General features: G+C 52.1%; 17 protein-coding genes and 2 tRNA genes. 10 read left to right on the forward strand and 9 right to left on the reverse strand.

The features are described 5' to 3' along the window. Positions 1–4 precede the first annotated feature (4 nt). From ruvC to Q31b_RS09925, 5 genes are all read right to left on the reverse strand, one after another. On the reverse strand, positions 5–553 hold the full coding sequence (gene ruvC / locus Q31b_RS09905) for a crossover junction endodeoxyribonuclease RuvC (protein WP_231617442.1): 549 nt from the start codon (positions 551–553) through the stop codon (positions 5–7). Continuing rightward, a complete protein-coding gene (gene cysS, locus Q31b_RS09910) occupies positions 550–2,145 on the reverse strand; it encodes a cysteine--tRNA ligase (RefSeq protein ID WP_146599542.1) in 1,596 nt (531 codons plus the stop codon). Before cysS ends, ruvC begins: the two co-directional genes overlap by 4 nt. A gap of 130 nt (positions 2,146–2,275) precedes the next feature. Continuing rightward, positions 2,276–2,512 carry a SlyX family protein gene (locus tag Q31b_RS09915; RefSeq protein ID WP_146599543.1) on the reverse strand — a complete coding sequence of 79 codons (237 nt, stop codon included), beginning with the start codon at positions 2,510–2,512 and terminating at the stop codon, positions 2,276–2,278. 4 nt (positions 2,513–2,516) lie between these two features. Then, entirely contained in the window at positions 2,517–3,368 is an 852-nt protein-coding gene (gene ypfJ / locus Q31b_RS09920) for a KPN_02809 family neutral zinc metallopeptidase (RefSeq protein ID WP_146599544.1), read from the reverse strand. A 137-nt stretch (positions 3,369–3,505) separates the two neighbouring features. Beyond that, complete coding sequence (locus tag Q31b_RS09925; protein WP_146599545.1) at positions 3,506–4,483, reverse strand: FAD:protein FMN transferase; 978 nt, start codon at positions 4,481–4,483, stop codon at positions 3,506–3,508. A gap of 690 nt (positions 4,484–5,173) precedes the next feature. On the opposite strand from Q31b_RS09925, the gene Q31b_RS09930 reads away from it, so the two are divergent. From Q31b_RS09930 to Q31b_RS09940, 3 genes are all read left to right on the forward strand, one after another. Next, positions 5,174–5,262: transfer RNA gene (locus Q31b_RS09930), tRNA-Ser, on the forward strand. A gap of 103 nt (positions 5,263–5,365) precedes the next feature. Further along, positions 5,366–5,438: transfer RNA gene (locus Q31b_RS09935), tRNA-Lys, on the forward strand. 305 nt (positions 5,439–5,743) lie between these two features. Beyond that, positions 5,744–6,493 carry a sulfite exporter TauE/SafE family protein gene (locus Q31b_RS09940; RefSeq protein ID WP_146599546.1) on the forward strand — a complete coding sequence of 250 codons (750 nt, stop codon included), beginning with the start codon at positions 5,744–5,746 and terminating at the stop codon, positions 6,491–6,493. Positions 6,494–6,680: 187 nt separating this feature from the next. Here Q31b_RS09940 and hemW read toward each other — a convergent pair whose 3' ends face one another. Genes hemW through Q31b_RS09955 form a run of 3 tightly spaced genes read right to left on the reverse strand, consistent with a single transcriptional unit; the run spans position 6,681 to position 9,532 of the window. Further along, the gene (hemW, locus tag Q31b_RS09945; protein ID WP_146599547.1) at positions 6,681–7,826 is read right to left on the reverse strand and encodes a radical SAM family heme chaperone HemW; all 1,146 of its coding nucleotides are present in this window, start codon (positions 7,824–7,826) and stop codon (positions 6,681–6,683) included. Continuing rightward, positions 7,823–8,662, reverse strand: coding sequence for an MBL fold metallo-hydrolase (locus Q31b_RS09950; protein ID WP_146599548.1), 840 nt, complete (start codon positions 8,660–8,662; stop codon positions 7,823–7,825). The genes hemW and Q31b_RS09950 overlap by 4 nt, the downstream gene beginning before the upstream one ends. A gap of 54 nt (positions 8,663–8,716) precedes the next feature. Continuing rightward, complete coding sequence (locus Q31b_RS09955; protein WP_146599549.1) at positions 8,717–9,532, reverse strand: segregation and condensation protein A; 816 nt, start codon at positions 9,530–9,532, stop codon at positions 8,717–8,719. Between the two features lie 400 nt (positions 9,533–9,932). Between Q31b_RS09955 and eboE the strand changes: the two genes are divergently transcribed. From eboE to Q31b_RS09985, 7 genes are all read left to right on the forward strand, one after another. Then, positions 9,933–11,156 (forward strand): metabolite traffic protein EboE, encoded by a 1,224-nt coding sequence (gene eboE / locus Q31b_RS09960; RefSeq protein ID WP_146599550.1) that lies wholly within the window; start codon positions 9,933–9,935, stop codon positions 11,154–11,156. A gap of 94 nt (positions 11,157–11,250) precedes the next feature. After that, entirely contained in the window at positions 11,251–11,616 is a 366-nt protein-coding gene (locus Q31b_RS09965) for a TerB family tellurite resistance protein (protein ID WP_146599551.1), read from the forward strand. Between the two features lie 25 nt (positions 11,617–11,641). Continuing rightward, positions 11,642–12,292 (forward strand): phosphopantothenoylcysteine decarboxylase domain-containing protein, encoded by a 651-nt coding sequence (locus tag Q31b_RS09970; protein ID WP_231617443.1) that lies wholly within the window; start codon positions 11,642–11,644, stop codon positions 12,290–12,292. Continuing rightward, positions 12,279–13,196 (forward strand): dihydroorotate dehydrogenase, encoded by a 918-nt coding sequence (locus tag Q31b_RS09975; protein WP_146599552.1) that lies wholly within the window; start codon positions 12,279–12,281, stop codon positions 13,194–13,196. Before Q31b_RS09970 ends, Q31b_RS09975 begins: the two co-directional genes overlap by 14 nt. Before the next feature lie 452 nt (positions 13,197–13,648). Beyond that, positions 13,649–13,792: a hypothetical protein gene (locus Q31b_RS28110; RefSeq protein ID WP_197171303.1), complete on the forward strand. Its 144-nt coding sequence runs from the start codon at positions 13,649–13,651 to the stop codon at positions 13,790–13,792. Positions 13,793–13,921: 129 nt separating this feature from the next. After that, complete coding sequence (locus Q31b_RS09980; protein WP_146599553.1) at positions 13,922–14,218, forward strand: flagellar biosynthesis anti-sigma factor FlgM; 297 nt, start codon at positions 13,922–13,924, stop codon at positions 14,216–14,218. A 410-nt stretch (positions 14,219–14,628) separates the two neighbouring features. Further along, positions 14,629–15,135 (forward strand): Fur family transcriptional regulator, encoded by a 507-nt coding sequence (locus Q31b_RS09985; protein WP_231617444.1) that lies wholly within the window; start codon positions 14,629–14,631, stop codon positions 15,133–15,135. Here the strand turns inward: Q31b_RS09985 and Q31b_RS09990 are convergent. Then, complete coding sequence (locus Q31b_RS09990) at positions 15,120–15,554, reverse strand: hypothetical protein (RefSeq protein WP_146599555.1); 435 nt, start codon at positions 15,552–15,554, stop codon at positions 15,120–15,122. The genes Q31b_RS09985 and Q31b_RS09990 overlap by 16 nt on opposite strands. Positions 15,555–15,593 lie beyond the last annotated feature (39 nt).

Consider the following 15,593-nt stretch of genomic DNA (forward strand, 5'->3'; position numbering starts at 1 on the left):
ACCACTAGCGATTCTTGAGCAATGCTTCGAGCGGTGACATGTCACCGAGGTGGTGGCCGCATAATGCGATCGCCAGAGCATCGGCAACGTCGGCCGGTTCCGGAAACGTTGCCAGCGATAATTGAACTTTTACCGCTTGTTGCATCTGATGTTTGGGTGCATGGCCGTTACCCGTTAAAACCTTCTTGACTCGCGTGGGCTCAAAGTGGCAAACAGGAATGCCCGCTTGGCTGGCGGCCAAACAGATCACACCCCGGGCGTGGCCCATCAAAATCGCCGTACGCGGGCGGGTGTAATGTGAAAACAGTTGCTCAAGAGCCATTTTCTTTGGCCCGAAAGCCTCAATCACCTCCGAAACACCGTTGTGAATTTCCAACAAACGCTTTTCGATCGAATCTTTCGGGCGACTGCGGATAATCCCCGCTTCACATAACGAGATTGTTGAACCGTTAATCTCAATGACCCCATAGCCAGTTGTGTTGAGCCCGGGATCGATTCCTAAAATACGTAAGCCGGATTTTTCGACGACCAACGGTTTGGAGTTGTCACTCACGAACTCCGTTCCCAAGTTGTGCCTTCTTTTTTATCCAACAGCGAGATACCGATACTCGCGAGCCGGTCGCGAATCGCATCGCCCATCGCATAGTCCTTTCGTTCACGTGCTTCACGTCGTAAATCAATTAAAAGTTTCACAACGTTATCAAGCGTTTCGGCCCCACCATCATCGTTGCCACTCTTGGGCGGTTCTTTGATAAAGAGGCCGAGTACGGACGTGAGTTCGCGGACAATGGTAAAGGCTTGAACAAGTGATGCCATTTCAGCGAGATTTTTGTCGCTATTCGCAGTCAACTGTTTCTTATCAATAAATCGATTGAGCAGACGCACGGTATCGAACAGCACACTAATGGCGGAACCCGTATTGAAATCGTCATCCATCGCAGCCAAAAACTTGTCGCGAATCGATTTCATTTCCGCCAACAAAGAATCCTTGCTCGCAGCGACGTCACCTTCGCTTCTCGTTTTGGCAGGTTCGAGATCGTAAAACGATTGACCCGTGATTTCGGCAAATCGATTGAACAAACGATAAAATGAATCGAGCGACGTGCCAGCCTCGAGGAGCCCTTCTTCGCCATAAACAATCGTCGATCGATAGTGGGTCCGAAGCAAAAAGAAGCGGATTCGTTCGCCCGTATGAAAACGGATCAAATCAGATAATCCGCCAGCACCCTTGCTGCGGCTGATTTTACCCGATGCTGCTTCTTCGGGCGTTGCTTCGCGATCGCTCTTGCCGCCAACCTTACCCTTTTCGCCAGCCCGCATTAGCCCGTTGTGCATCCAATACTTGACCATCGGCGCACCATGGCAGCAACTACTTTGTGCTCGTTCGTTTTCGTGATGAGGGAACATCAAGTCGAGTCCACCGCCGTGGATATCGAATGTGTCTCCGAGGATTTGGTGGCTCATCGCCGAACACTCGATATGCCAACCCGGTCGTCCTTTTCCCCAAGGGCTTTCCCAAGCAATCTCACCTGCACGAGCGTTCTTCCAAAGAGCGAAATCGCCTGCCGACTTCTTCTTGGCTGCCGCTTCACCACCTTCACCCTGCTGCGCCTCAATACTACGATTGGACAATTGCCCGTAATTGGGGTCTTTGGTGACATCGAAAAAGACATCCCCATCGACTTCATAGGCATGCCCTTTTTCGATGAGCGTTTCGATGAAGCGAATGATTTGGTCCATGTGATCGGTCGCACGCGGCAAATGATCAATTTGGTTGACCCCCAATTCTTTTAAGTTTGACAAATAGTCTGCGGTCATCTCGCAGGCAATCTGACTCATCGGAATCCCCCGCTCGCGACTCTTGGCGATCAGCTTGTCGTCAACATCCGTGATGTTGACGACCAAGGTCACCTGGTAACCACAGTAGGTCAAATACCGCTTGACCGTATCAAAGATCACGGGGCCGACCATGTGGCCAATATGTGATTCCGCATAGACCGTCGGGCCACACAAGTAGATGCCAACGTGGGGCGAATGCAAAGGCTGAAATACTTCCTTGGTTTTGCTTAGAGTATTGTAAATCCGAATGGGAGCTTGGATGCTAGCATTCTTGGAAGCCGAATTGGTTGCCGTAACAGTGCTCATAGGAATATTTTATTTGGAATCGAATAAGGTTATTGTTTCGTAGCGGAAGTCGCCAAGACTTTCGGTTTTCCTGGTGAACGCTTCCGGCGGCCGAAAGTCTTGGCGACTTCCGCTACGATTCAGACTGAGCCTAATAGTGAGGTGGTTTTTCGTCGAGCGGATCGCTGGATGTTTCCTTCTCGACTTTCATTTCTTTGATCTTGTTCTGCAACTGGTTGATCGTGTTTTGCATCCGATCTTGCCGTTTTGCTTGTTCCGTTACAACCTCGTTCAATTGGTCAACGACTCGCTGCAAATGGGCAATATGCATTTCAAAATTGATCAAGCGATCATCGACGTTAGAGTCGTGCGGTGGATTGGTTGGCATCAGACTACAGATTATTCGTGTTGAACGTGTCGCCTTGGCTCAGGTCGCCTGTCTCTAAACCTTTTCGGAACCAACGTAAACGTTGCTCACTGGTACCATGCGTAAACGATTCGGGCACGACGTAGCCTTGACTTTGTTGTTGCAATCGGTCGTCGCCAATCGCGGTCGCTGCTCGCAGTCCTTCTTCGATGTCACCGGGTTCGAGGACGTTCTTGTCGCGTTGGGTGTGATTCATCGTGACACCGGCGAAGAAATCGGCTTGCAATTCGAGCCGCACGGATGCTTCGTTCGCATCTACCTTGCTGCCGGTCCGCCGCACTTGTTCCACTTTGTCGGTGTACCCTAGCAAATTCTGAACGTGATGACCAACTTCGTGGGCGATCACGTAAGCCTGGGCAAAGTCGCCCGGTGCCCCAAGCTGGTTTGCGAGTTGATCAAAGAATGACGTGTCCAAATAGACTTTCTTATCGGCCGGGCAATAGAAAGGACCTGACGCAGCGCTCGCCATCCCACATGCCGATTCGACTCGGCCGCTAAACAATACCAAAATTGGCGGTTCGTAGCGTCGACCGGCCTCATTAAAAAGCTTGGTCCAAACATCTTCGGTATCCGCCAAAATGGTCTTGGCAAATTCACCCGCTTCGATTTCACCCTCTGAAAGTTCGTTACCAGCACCTTGTTGCATGGGAGCAACGTTTTGTTGGCCTTGCTGAAGGACAGCCATTGGGTTGCCGCCGAGCAAACCAACCAAAAGCGCCATGATTAGCACCCCGATGCCGCCGCCGACGACGGCCGTGCCGCCAACTCCTCGACGGTCCTCTACATTTTCACTCTGACGACGACCACGCCAACGCATTTTCACGCTCCCAAAAAGGCTTATTACCGCAGGACTCAAACTAGGCTTTGTCGGAAAAGATAAACAAATTTATTCAGATAGCTCCCACGAGGAATACACAAGTTTTAAGCGGGACGGCCCATAATTTCTATAGGGCGTCAACCAGGTTTGCTCATGGTGCCAGGCTCTTCAATCCACCCGATTTCGCCGAGCGTTTCGACCTCCACCCTGTCCTGCTGGTCAGTCGAATGCGTCATGATAGCAAACGGAAAAGGGTTGGCTGCATGATACTCGGCCGCCTTGGCCGCTCCCTCGACAAAGAGCGCAGTCGCGATGGCATCAGCATCCGTTGCACTGGGCATCGCGATGGTTAGAGATGACAAATCACCGTTGGGATAGCCTGTTCTTGGGTCGATGACATGCCCATAACGGCGTCCGTGGTGGTGAAAAAACTGTTTTCCTGATCCGCTGGTGGCAAGCGCCAGATCCTTCAGCCAAAGTCCAGCCAACCGTCGCTGCGGTTTTGTAGGATGGGCCAGACCGACCGACCAGCCAAGAGTGCTTTCGGGATGCTGGTTGCCGGATGCGATCACGCTGCTATTGCCGCCATGAATCAGAAAATCAGCGACCCCCTTTTCTTTGAGGAGTGCGGCCATCCGGTCCAAGGCGTCTCCCTTGCCGATCGCTCCCATATTGATTGACATTCCTTCGCGTTTGAAAGCAACCGAGCCATCGGAATCATTGAGAATCAAGCTCTGGTAGCCGACTTTTGACAAGGCCTCTTGAACCTGCTCTGGCGAGGGTTTCCGCCCACTGCGGCGAGTAAATCCCCAGGTTTCGACCAATGGAGCGGCCGTGATGTCAAAGGCGCCCGAGGTGATTTGACTAAGTTCAACCGCCCGTTTAAGCAGTCGGTAGGTTGGCACGGAAGGGCGGACCGGCTCTTGAAACGCCGACGCGTTGATTTTTGAAATTTCGCTTTCTGGGGAATAGACGGTCAGTTCACGCTCTATTTGCTCAACCAAATCCGCAGCTTCGACAGCGGCGTCGGTCGCATACGAATCGGCCACCGAATCAGCATGAAGCATGATGACAAATTCGGTCCCCATCGCCTTTCGTGTAATTTCACATAACATAACGCAATAAATCTTAATAAAGTTGCGAACCAACCCTGAACTTCTAACCGTCCCACTAGCCTATCGTGACTTCGCCATCGTGTCGCTAATATCACTCAGCCCGGAGCACAGAGCGATAAACGCCGCCAAACCACTTCAATTGATGCTATCATTCCGATCAAAAGAGTGGCTGAAGCACCTTGTCCCAGTAAGCTGGGCCGGTAAGCTGCGGCCAGTAAGCTGCGGCTGGAAGCCACAGCCACGAATGATTCTTCGTTTTGACAAAGCACGAGTGCTTCAACACAATTTAACGATAGGGTTCGAAGCAGACCGGAGGGTTTGCCCCAATACCGCTAACTTTTGTTAGCGGAACGGCGTGAGCGGGCTGTCGATTCAATCGGTTTGACTCGACTGATTGTTTAACGCCAAGCCATAGGCGACCGCTTATGGAAAAGCTGACGCCTTCGGCTAAGCGTTAAACGATTAAATCGACAGCCCGCGAGCCGTCCGGCCCCACCTGAATGTTGAGTCTGGACGAACCACTAGCAGGGGATTGTTGTTCAAAATCTACGACGAAGTGGGTGTTTTTGGGCCGTAATCCAGGAAATCGAAAGCTCACCAAAAAAAGTCAAACCGTGGGTTGCGTATTTCTTAGAAATCCAACACAATCTGCACTGCTGAAGTCAAATTTAGCCGATCGATAAGCGATAGGGAGCGGTGGCTGAGTGGTCGAAAGCGCCGGTTTGCTAAATCGGTGAACCGAGAAATTGGTTCCGCAGGTTCGAATCCTGTCCGCTCCGCTTTGTTTGGGATGCCTGTTCATTCCCCAACAAAGAAAAAGCTTAACAACGATCGGTTACCTCTGTTTTTCCTTTTCGGTCTGACTTGGGTGAAGCAAAAAACGAGAGTGTAGCTCAGTCGGTAGAGCAACGGACTTTTAATCCGTTGGTCCAGGGTTCGAGTCCCTGCACTCTCACTTGATTTTCTGGGCTGAGCCGATTTTCGGGGTTGGGCTCCGGGAAACTTTCTATGAATCGATTTTATCTGGCATCTCCGGAATCTGGGACGATGGTAGTGGATCTTGTTAAAGATCCTACGGCATAAGGATCTTTGACAAGATCCACGACGGATAACTCAAGTCGTGATAAGGCCTGTGCTTTGAACTTCGGGCCGTAAGTTGGCTCCTGATGCAACCCGCTTCCACATTTAATTTACCTTCATTTTTGATCTGCTTTCCTCGATCACGCATCGATACGATTCGATTTTAACCCTTGCCGATTGATGCTGTTCAACCTTTGCCCTCTCGATATCCTGCTTTTGCTGATTGGTTCGTTTGGAATTGGGTTCAGCAAAGCCGGGTTTCCTGGCGTTAGCATGCTGCACGTGGTGTTGTTTGCGAGTGTTTTCGAAGCCAAACTATCGACGGGCGTGCTCTTGCCCATGCTCGTGATCGGCGATATCTGTGCGATCAAGTTTTTTGGTCGCAAGGCGGATTGGAAACATGTTCGGCGTCTACTACCACCAACGCTCGTTGGCATCGTCACAGGATGGGCGATGATGGGGTTGCTCGATGATGGCAAGTTTCGTGCGCTAGTTGGCGGCATTATTTTGACGCTGACAATGGTCCAAATCATTCGGAGTTGGCGGCCCTCGGCTTTTGAACACGTGCCCCACCAAGCATGGTTCGCAATCGTCTTGGGACTGCTCGCTGGGATGACAACGATGTTGGCGAATGCGGCTGGGCCAGTGGTGGCGCTCTATCTGCTGGCTGTCAATCTGCCGAAATGGGAATTAATCGGCAGCAGTGCATGGCTGTTCTTTGTGCTCAACGTTATCAAATTGCCGCTTAGTTTTAGCTTGGGACTGATTACGCCTAGCACCCTTTTGATCGGTGCCGTTTTCTCGGCCGCCATCCCCATCGGCATGATGTCGGGACGTTGGCTGGTCAGCCGCGTGCCACAAGTCTGGTTCAACAGTATCTTGCTGGCCTTTACTGCCATCGCCGCTTGCCGACTGCTTGGCCTGTTTTAATGAGGACGTAGCCGAGAGTCGTAAGAAATTTGGCGTCTCGGAGAGACGCCTCTACTGGATACTTGGCGTCTCGGAGAGACGCCGCTACTGGATACTTGCCGTCTCGGAGAGACGCCGCTACTGGATACTTGCCGTCTCGGAGAGACGCCGCTACTGGATACTTGGCGTCTCGGAGAGACGTTGTTACTTACGAAAGCAAATCGGAGGCAACGGTGTCGGCGAACAAGATTCCTTTCTCCGTCAAACGCAGCCGATCCCCGATCCGCTCGATCAAATCCATTTCCAACGACCGCGTGATCGCTGAATCACACCGAGCCCAAAGATCGATTTCGGTTTCAATGCTTAACTGAGTCAAGTCGATGCCGCGGAGCATGCGGATACCGAATGCCGCCCGTTCGCGTGCGTACTGGATCGGCGTAATCAACTCGGATTCTGCGTTGGGCGATCGACCACTTTCGATACGGCTTAAATAGGTGGTCGGACTGCGGTGGTTCACCTCGCGGCGGCCCGCTACAAACCGTGCAGCTCCCGGGCCCGCAGCGAACCATCCACGACCTTCCCAATAGCGAATATTGTGCTGGCTCTCGTATCCGTCAAAGGCGAAGTTCGATATCTCGTAATGCTTGAAGTGGTGATCACGTGTTATTTGGCGGGTCAACTCGTACATCTCCAATTCCGAATTCTCATCAAGAGAGTTTAGCTTCCCGTGCATTCGCCGGCTCCAAAACGACGTCCCTTTTTCAAAGGTCAGAGCGTACGCCGACAGATGCTTGATCGGCAGCCCGAGAGCCGTCCGCAGATCATCGCGCCAACCTTCGACCGTTTCACCAGGCGCCGCAAAGATCAAGTCAATCGAGACATTTTCGATCCTTGCGGCTGACGACGCGATCGCCTGCATCGCCTCGCTACGACGATGGCCCCGCTGGAGTAATTTGAGTTTCTCACTTTGAAATGACTGGACCCCAAGACTGATTCGGTTGACTCCAAATTCAACAAGCAGATCCAACTTCTCGGAATCGATGTCTTCGGGATTCGCTTCGACACTCCACTCGATGCCCTCGACAAACCGAAAACGTCGTTGCAATAAACTCAACAGCTTGCTCAGTTCAGCAGTGGGTAGATGCGTCGGTGTTCCTCCGCCAATAAACAGCGTATCGATTTCGGGACATTCCAACAGCGACAATTCGCGGTCGACGGCCGCGATAAAACGACCGATCAAGTCATCACGGCCTGCGATCACGCTAAAGTTGCAATAGCCACATCGATGGCGGCAAAAGGGGACGTGGACGTAGGCGGCGCGGGGCGTCGGCCAAAAACTTGAATCGATCGTCATATCCAAAGTTTCATTCGTCCACCCAACATTTCTGGCATCACTTTATGGACGAGTCGCTTGACTTGCACGTCGCTGTACCGAGTGCTTAGATGCGAGGCAATGATTAACTCGTTTTTGAACAAATCGGCACGCTTCCTATAATCGTCAATGTGCATGTGCCCGTGCTTATGAATTTTCTCTTTGCGGTGCTCCGGTGCAACAAATGTCATTTCACTGACCAGAATTTTTGCATCGAAAAAAACGGGATTGTTGTCCAGACCGGGGGGGGAGGTATCGCCCGTATAAGCGAACATCGGGACTCGCGTTTCATCGGTGATCGCAGTCCCAGACAGCTTCAATTCACGGATTTGATTGCCATCAAACCCCTGAAATTCAGGTTTCAGCTTATGACGTTTTTGGTGAATGACAAAACCGAGCGAATCGATGGTGTGACGAGTCGGCAAAGCGGTGACGACATACTCGCGGCTGATCGGCGTCTCATCGCCAGGCAATAGCCCGATCAGTTCGCATGGCATTGCGCCACGGTCGAGTCGTTTGAACATTTGCAGCATATCCCAAGCCGTATCGACAGCAGAATCAGGCAAATAGATCACTGGTGGATCCATTTTCATCATCCGCCGCCGCGATACGTAGGCAGGCAGGGCTGCGATGTGATCGAGATGGGTGTGCGAGATAAACATGGTGGAAGTGCCCATGAAATCCCAAGGTTGGATGCCACAATCGAACAAGACCTTTAATTCATTGACTCGCCAACAGGTTTGCACCGCGGCACGCGAGTACCCTTCGACGGTCAAGCCATCGTGATGATGAGACAGGAGGGGAACGTTTTCAACCATGAAAAGAAAGAGAGTGAAATCTGAAGTTTGAAATTTGAAATTTAAAATCTGACGTTATCGCATCCGGATCGGCATGTTGCTTGATTCGATCTTTTCGGCTCCGTAATTATCGACTTCGTTGACATCGAGCTTGTCGCGGTAGTCTGCGGTGCGAACGACAACGATATCGCCAAACTCGTCCTGCTCGACCGCTGCACCGTGGTGCCGCGTCAGTTCAAGAGTGGCCAAGAACCATCCAATCAGTGAAGATTTGTGGATGCCCCCCTTGACCAAATCCATGAGTGTGATCTGAGGACTTTCACGCAGTCGGCTGTGGATTTCTTGCATATAAACATGAATCGGCGTATCGTCATAGATGACTTGCGTGACAGGCGGTCCAGCGGATTCTCTCATAATTCGGCCAAACGCACTGACCAGATCCCAGATTTCCAAATCCACAATCGGTTGGTCGCCTGGATCGATTCGCCGGGTTGGCAAATCGTCGCTCATCCGCTCGAAGCGTTGTTGCCAACGCTGGCCCATTTCATCCAAAATGGCTGCAGCGTCTCGGATTTCTTTGTACTGAAGCAATCGTTCGATGATTTCCGATTGTTCGTCTAGAATCTCCTCTTCTTCGTTTTCTTCAACAATCTTTGGCAAGACCGCCAAACTTTTCATCTCCACCAAGGTGCTGGCCAAGTCAATGAAATCGCTGACGTCACCGAGTATTTCACTCAGATCGAGTTGTTGAAGAATTTCGAGATATTCCAGGTATTGCTCGATAATCTTCGCCAACGACATTTCTGACAAAGAGACTTCTTGCCGCCTTACCAAATACAGAAGCAAGTCCAACGGCCCACGGTATGCGGGCAATTCGATTCGAAAGCTCATTGGAATTGATTTTGGGGGAAATGGGTAGTGAGGCGGATTCGGCTTAGGCTTGCAGATACCGGGTCTCTCGTCGGTCGACCCAGCCTATGAGTATACCAACAACTTGCCGAATTCGACGACATGCCTACCGTTTGCTGCCCCACTTTTATTACAACTACGAAGTTTTACCCGTGCAGATGACGCCCCCCAGGGTTACTGTGTCGCTCGCGCACGGACCGACACGCCGCTGAGCGAACGCTTGCTTTCGAACGTTCCTAAACGTGGAGCAATGACCAAGAGTCAGCCGACCAGGTATGGATAGGCGGAGGAAAACGCGAAAACCACATGACTTCCCAACGCATGGTTTTTACGGGTATAACGGGAAAAAACGCTATCCATTTCTTCGACAAAAAGCTTATCGATGTCTTTTACGATCGGATATTGCACGAACATTCACGCCGGTGTTGATCGGGCGGCGATTCGTGAAAATCTTCAGAAATACTCGACGGCGGTTTATCAAAATTTGACAGGCGATCAACCGCTTCCGATCGGGTTGTGGTTGCCCGCCAAAGCTGCTGGCGAATTAGCCGGAAACGGGCCCGAGACAAGCAATCCCGAAACGACAGAACTGAAACAGTTCATGGCATCTCGGCATCTCGAAGCATACACGATCAACGGATTCCCTTACGACAACTTCCATCAGCCGGTGGTCAAGCACGGCGTTTACGAGCCCGCGTGGTGGGACGATCGCCGGTTGACCTACACGAAACAACTCGCCTGCATATTGATCGATCTACTTCCCGATTCACAGACGACCGGGACACAACGGCTTGGGACGATTAGCACGCTGCCCATTGGATGGCGATCATCGGCGGTGACCGCAAAACAACTTGAAGACGCTGGCAAGAACCTTCGCTCGCTTGCCGATTTCCTGCAGTCACTCGAATCTCGCACTGGATCTCGGATCGTCGTGGCGCTGGAACCGGAACCGGGTTGCCTGCTCGAAACAACAAAAGATGTAAAGGACTGGTTTGAGACGCAATTGCCCGACGCTGTTCATCGTCGACACTTATCCGTTTGTCACGACATTTGTCACTCCGCGGTGATGATGGAATCGCAAACAAGTGTGCTCAACGGGTATGGTGAGGCAGGCATCGAGATTGGAAAAGTACAGGTCAGCAACGCGGTGGTTGCCGATTGGGATTCGATGGCGATGGGTCGACGGCGTGAAGCGATCGAGCAATTAGCGGAATTCGCCGAAGACCGTTACTTGCATCAAACCGGATGCGAAAAGGCGGACGGATCGTTCGAGCTAGTCGAGGATCTGCCGGCGCTGCTTCGCCGCGTTCGATCGAAGGGCGATCCGGTCGATGGCGATTTGCGTTGGGTCGTGCATTTCCACGTACCGATTTTCCTAGAACGCTTTGGACACCTGTCGACCAGCCAAGCGGATGTTTACGAATGCATCGAGTTGTTACAGAAAAACGAATCCGCAAGTTCGAAAACGTTTCATTTTTCGGGGCATATCGAAATCGAGACTTATGCGTGGTCGGTCCTGCCGCCTGCGATGCGGAAACGCGAACTGGCCCAAGACATCGCTGCGGAAATCGGTTGGCTCCGCAAAGAGATGGCGGCCCAGTTGTGAGTTGCAAGCACAGGTCTATCGGGATGGGGAAGGAGCATTGCGGTAAAAATTCACGGGGCTTTCACACGACCACTCGGGGCGGTAACATTCTTTTATGACTGAAGAAATACTAAACAAACGACGTCGATTACTCCGTAATTTGGTCGTCATGGCCGTTGCCGATGGGTCACTTGGGGAACGGGAAGTCAATTTGGTCGCCGATCGCTGTTTAGCGCTTGGTTTGAACGAGGACGATTTGCGGCAAGCGATCGAATTCGGACTCGGTGATGACGCTGCTTTGGAGTTGCCCGCTGAGCAAACCGAGCGAGAAGCCCTCCTCGAGGAGTTGGTCCGCGTGATGGCTGCCGACGCTCAAATGGAAGAATCGGAAAAACGACTCTTCGCTCTTGCCGCAGTGATGATGGATTTGACTCGAGAAGACGTCGACCGAATCATCGACAAAACAATCAATACTCCATAGAAACATCTCACCGATAGGGCTGTTCGTGTCCCGCATCTTGATCACTTCCGGTCCGACCCGCCAATACCTCGACCCGGTTCGCTACCTCACGAACGCATCGAGTGGAAGAATGGGCTCTGCCTTGGCGGCCGCCGCCATCGCCGAAGGGCACCAAGTCGTCATCGTTTCGGGCCCCGTCAGTGTCGCGTATCCAGCCGCGGCCGAGATCATCAACGTCGAAACGACCGATGAAATGTTGACAGCCTCCATGTCTGCATTTGAGTCGTGCGACGGAGCGATCGGTGCCGCTGCCCCGTGCGATTACATGCCGCGCTTCATCCAAACGCAAAAGATTGCCAAAACAGGCGATGCATTGCAACTTGAGTTGATTGAAACGGCCGACGTCGTTGCCATGCTTGGCCAACGAAAAAAACAAGGCCAATGGGTCGTCGGCTTTGCCCTGGAAACCGAAGACCGTCGATTTCGAGCCACCGTGAAACTACAAAAAAAATGCTGCGATTGGATCGTCAGCAATGGTCCTCAAGCGATCGATTCGGATCAAAACGACATTGAACTTCTAAATCGTCACGGCGACGTCATTTTAACCGTGCAAGGAACGAAGGAGCAGGTCGCCACCGAGTTGATGAAGAAAATTAGCGAGCAATTACCGGATGAGAAATTAGATGTCAAGCGATGAAATGCTGTCAACCAAGCTGGGCCGGCTGACCTTAAAAAACCCGATCATGGTCGCATCCGGTACGTTTGGGTACGCCCGCGAAATGGAAAAAGTCGTCGACGTGCCACGACTTGGGGCAGTGTTGCCAAAAACGATCACAGCAGAACCGCGTATCGGAAATGCTCCATGGCGAACGGTTGAAACCACCGCAGGACTGCTCAACGCGATCGGCTTAGACAATGACGGCGTCGATGCGTTTTTGAAGCACCACTTGCCCTATTTACGGTCGCTGCAGACAGCGGTCGTGGTTAGCGTGGCGGGACGAACCAAAGATGAATTTGTTGCATTGGCCGAGCGTGTCGGAAATGAACCAGGCGTTTCGGCGATTGAGCTGAACCTGTCCTGTCCCAACGTTAGCGGTGGTGTGGACTTTGGCACCAATGCGGTTTCATGCCGCGACGTTGTTCAATCGACTCGCGAAGCTTGCAAAGTACCAATCCTTGCCAAACTAACCCCCAATGTCACCCGCATCGCTGATGTCGCAAAGGCTGCTGCCGATGGTGGGGCCGATGCGGTTTGTTTGATCAATACCGTGTTAGGAATGGCGGTCGATTGGCGAAACAAGAAACCCATGCTGGGCAATGGGATGGGAGGTTTGAGTGGGCCTGCGATAAAGCCCATCGCAATTCGCTGTGTTTATCAGGTCGCTTCGTCGGTCGACATCGCAATCGTAGGGATCGGAGGCATTGCGACGATCGATGACGTCATGGAATTCTTGGTAGCTGGAGCAAGCGCGATTCAAATAGGGACTGCGAACTATTACGACCCCACGGTATCGACCCGAATGATTGACGCCTTGCCAGCGGCGCTTCGCGAGTGCCATGCCGATCGTGTTTCTGACGTTATCGGTTCGCTTAGGGTGTAGGGTGTAGGGCGGACCGTCCCGGGGGGATCGAAACGAGCGTTTCGGGTGTCTTCAGGCCAGCGAGGATGTGATTTTTAGATGCCGGGCTACATCACGGCATCCACCGAAGTGAAAGTCGCCAAGACATTCGGCTTTGGGACCTGTTTTTCCGCGTTGCCGATAACTCTTGGCAATTTTCCGCCACAATGCTTCCGGTCGTTTCGCATTTGACCGCGTGGGGGGCAGCAGCATCCGACGTGTTTTGCCGTCGCGAACGCGCGGCCCGACTGGCACACGGTTTACCGTTTCACGGTTTGAGGCGGGCAAGCGATCGCGGAAAAATTTCCAGTTTGGCTCAAGTCTTTGGAAAAACGCCCTTGCGATTTGGATAGGGGCTTTGCTAACCTTCGCCGGAACCTTGTTTTAGGAAAATGTGACTCATTGAGCGATGATTCGACTGGAGTTTCGGCGGTATGTGGGACGATGTAATCAATGTTTCCGCCCGCTACGCGCTGAAAAAGTCTCTTTTTTCGCTATATGGATTGCATCCTGGGACAAGGATTGCGGCGCTGACGACCGAAGCGGAAATGGTCACGATCGAAAGTTTTCAAGGATGAGAGCAATCGATTCGGCCCGGTCAATTACCGCGCTTTCGCATCTATCAAACCGTGCCACGGCGACTCGATCGTTTTCGAGTTACGGTGGTTTGATAGAAGTCACTCGTCCCGATTGGGAGCAATCAAACTATGCAAATTTATGGCCCTTTTCGTCTTTCTGCTTCTCAAAACGCTGGCGGAGCTCAACGATCATCGGCTCAAGCCCCACAGCAACTAACGGCGCAAAAAGCTTCCGCACCAGTCGATCAGCTTGATCTCAGCAGCGCGGCTTCGGGCGTCAATCGTCTCGAAGGCACGTCCCCCGGTAGTGGTGAGATTCGAATCGACAAGGTTGCCGATTTGAGAAGGCAAATTGCCAGTGGCAGCTATGACACACCTGAGAAAATGGAAGCTGCCTTTGATCGCATGTTGGACCAATTCGCTTAAGCCGGCTTTGCCGTGGATGGCGATCCGTTCTCCGAGCCGATAGCGTCCACCGCTGGGCTCAGGTCCACTTGCGTTCTCCTCCCCCAGGCGAGGTTGCTTTCCACTCGGAGAGCAGCGTGGTAGTCGCTGAAAGCTTATCTAAAACGCTAGGATAACGAATGTGGCATCGTTGGCTTTTTCGCGTCGTTGGTGTATCTTTGAGGGTCGTCTAGCTGTTCGCCCTAACGATCACTTGGAGAGTGGATTTTGTTAAAGATCCAGGTCGCTCAGGATTTTTAGCAGGATCCACCACCACCTTCCCGAGGACTTAACAACGGCGTGGGGCGAGCCTAGACGAATGATTGGGCGTCGGCCCGAAGCCAAGGTCGCATTGGGGGCCTACTCCGTGATTTGTCAAATGGTTGATAATTGTGTCTGGTTCATCTTCAACGCCCTTACCACCCACCAATGTTTCGTTATCGCCGCGTGAACGCTTCGAAGAGTACTTGCAAACCCGTGGCCTTCGGCAGACAAACCAGAGGAAGTTTCTGCTTGATAAAATTTTTAGCGAGCACGAGCACTTTGATGCCGACGAACTGATCGACAGACTTCCGAGCAAGGGCTCGAAGAACTACGTCAGCAATGCAACGGTTTATCGGACGCTGCGAGAATTTGTCGACGCAGGATTGTTAAAGAGTTTTCAGCTCGAAGGACGAATGGTCTACGAGCATGATTACGGGTATCCCCAACACGACCATCTATACTGTACCGTTTGCCGCGAATTGTTTGAGTTTCAAAGCGAAGCTTTGACGGCGATCCGCGACCAAGTGGCATCCGAACAGGGTTTTCGGATATCGGGACACCGCATGATTATTCACGGGGTTTGTCGAGAGTGCAGCAAGAATCGCCGCAAGAAGCGTCGTCAAGATCTCGTTTGATTGGGCTCCGTTTCGCGAAGCTGTTTAATGATTGCTGAAAAGACCGCTTCATTCGCATCAAAATCACGGCATTCGGCCTGAAATTGAATCACAAACCGTTGGCCATCGAGCGGAGCGATGATGAGGCGAGAAACAATCATTAGATCGAGGTAGTAAAACCTCAAATCGGCAGCAACCCCCTCGTCTAGGAAAGCATCGATTGGAAGCAGCTCCTTTTCGACTTCACCGTAGTCTGCCCCTATCGCGGCAGCGATCTGGTCTAAAATGACGGCTTCCGAATTGGTGGTCTCTTCGCGCAGAATGGAACAAAAGCCGCCGTTTGGCATTTGCAGGGTGACGCCGCCTTCAGGATCGACAACGGACACCCAATTGTCGGGATACAGAAAGCGAAGACCGAAATGTTCAAAAGTGGCTGGCATGACTCGTTTAGACCTTCAGGATGAATATTGAATGCCGGA

The sequence above is a fragment of the Novipirellula aureliae genome, from assembly GCF_007860185.1.
GTDB lineage: Bacteria > Planctomycetota > Planctomycetia > Pirellulales > Pirellulaceae > Novipirellula_A > Novipirellula_A aureliae.

Coding starts and splice junctions, on each gene's coding strand:
- cysS (WP_146599542.1), bottom strand. CDS start 2,145: ATGAGCACTGTTACGGCAACCAATTCGGCTTCCAAGAATGCTAGCATC.
- Q31b_RS09915 (WP_146599543.1), bottom strand. CDS start 2,512: ATGCCAACCAATCCACCGCACGACTCTAACGTCGATGATCGCTTGATC.
- ypfJ (WP_146599544.1), bottom strand. CDS start 3,368: ATGCGTTGGCGTGGTCGTCGTCAGAGTGAAAATGTAGAGGACCGTCGA.
- Q31b_RS09925 (WP_146599545.1), bottom strand. CDS start 4,483: ATGTTATGTGAAATTACACGAAAGGCGATGGGGACCGAATTTGTCATC.
- Q31b_RS09940 (WP_146599546.1), top strand. CDS start 5,744: ATGCTGTTCAACCTTTGCCCTCTCGATATCCTGCTTTTGCTGATTGGT.
- hemW (WP_146599547.1), bottom strand. CDS start 7,826: ATGACGATCGATTCAAGTTTTTGGCCGACGCCCCGCGCCGCCTACGTC.
- Q31b_RS09950 (WP_146599548.1), bottom strand. CDS start 8,662: ATGGTTGAAAACGTTCCCCTCCTGTCTCATCATCACGATGGCTTGACC.
- Q31b_RS09955 (WP_146599549.1), bottom strand. CDS start 9,532: ATGAGCTTTCGAATCGAATTGCCCGCATACCGTGGGCCGTTGGACTTG.
- eboE (WP_146599550.1), top strand. CDS start 9,933: ATGTCTTTTACGATCGGATATTGCACGAACATTCACGCCGGTGTTGAT.
- Q31b_RS09965 (WP_146599551.1), top strand. CDS start 11,251: ATGACTGAAGAAATACTAAACAAACGACGTCGATTACTCCGTAATTTG.
- Q31b_RS09975 (WP_146599552.1), top strand. CDS start 12,279: ATGTCAAGCGATGAAATGCTGTCAACCAAGCTGGGCCGGCTGACCTTA.
- Q31b_RS28110 (WP_197171303.1), top strand. CDS start 13,649: ATGTGGGACGATGTAATCAATGTTTCCGCCCGCTACGCGCTGAAAAAG.
- Q31b_RS09980 (WP_146599553.1), top strand. CDS start 13,922: ATGCAAATTTATGGCCCTTTTCGTCTTTCTGCTTCTCAAAACGCTGGC.
- Q31b_RS09990 (WP_146599555.1), bottom strand. CDS start 15,554: ATGCCAGCCACTTTTGAACATTTCGGTCTTCGCTTTCTGTATCCCGAC.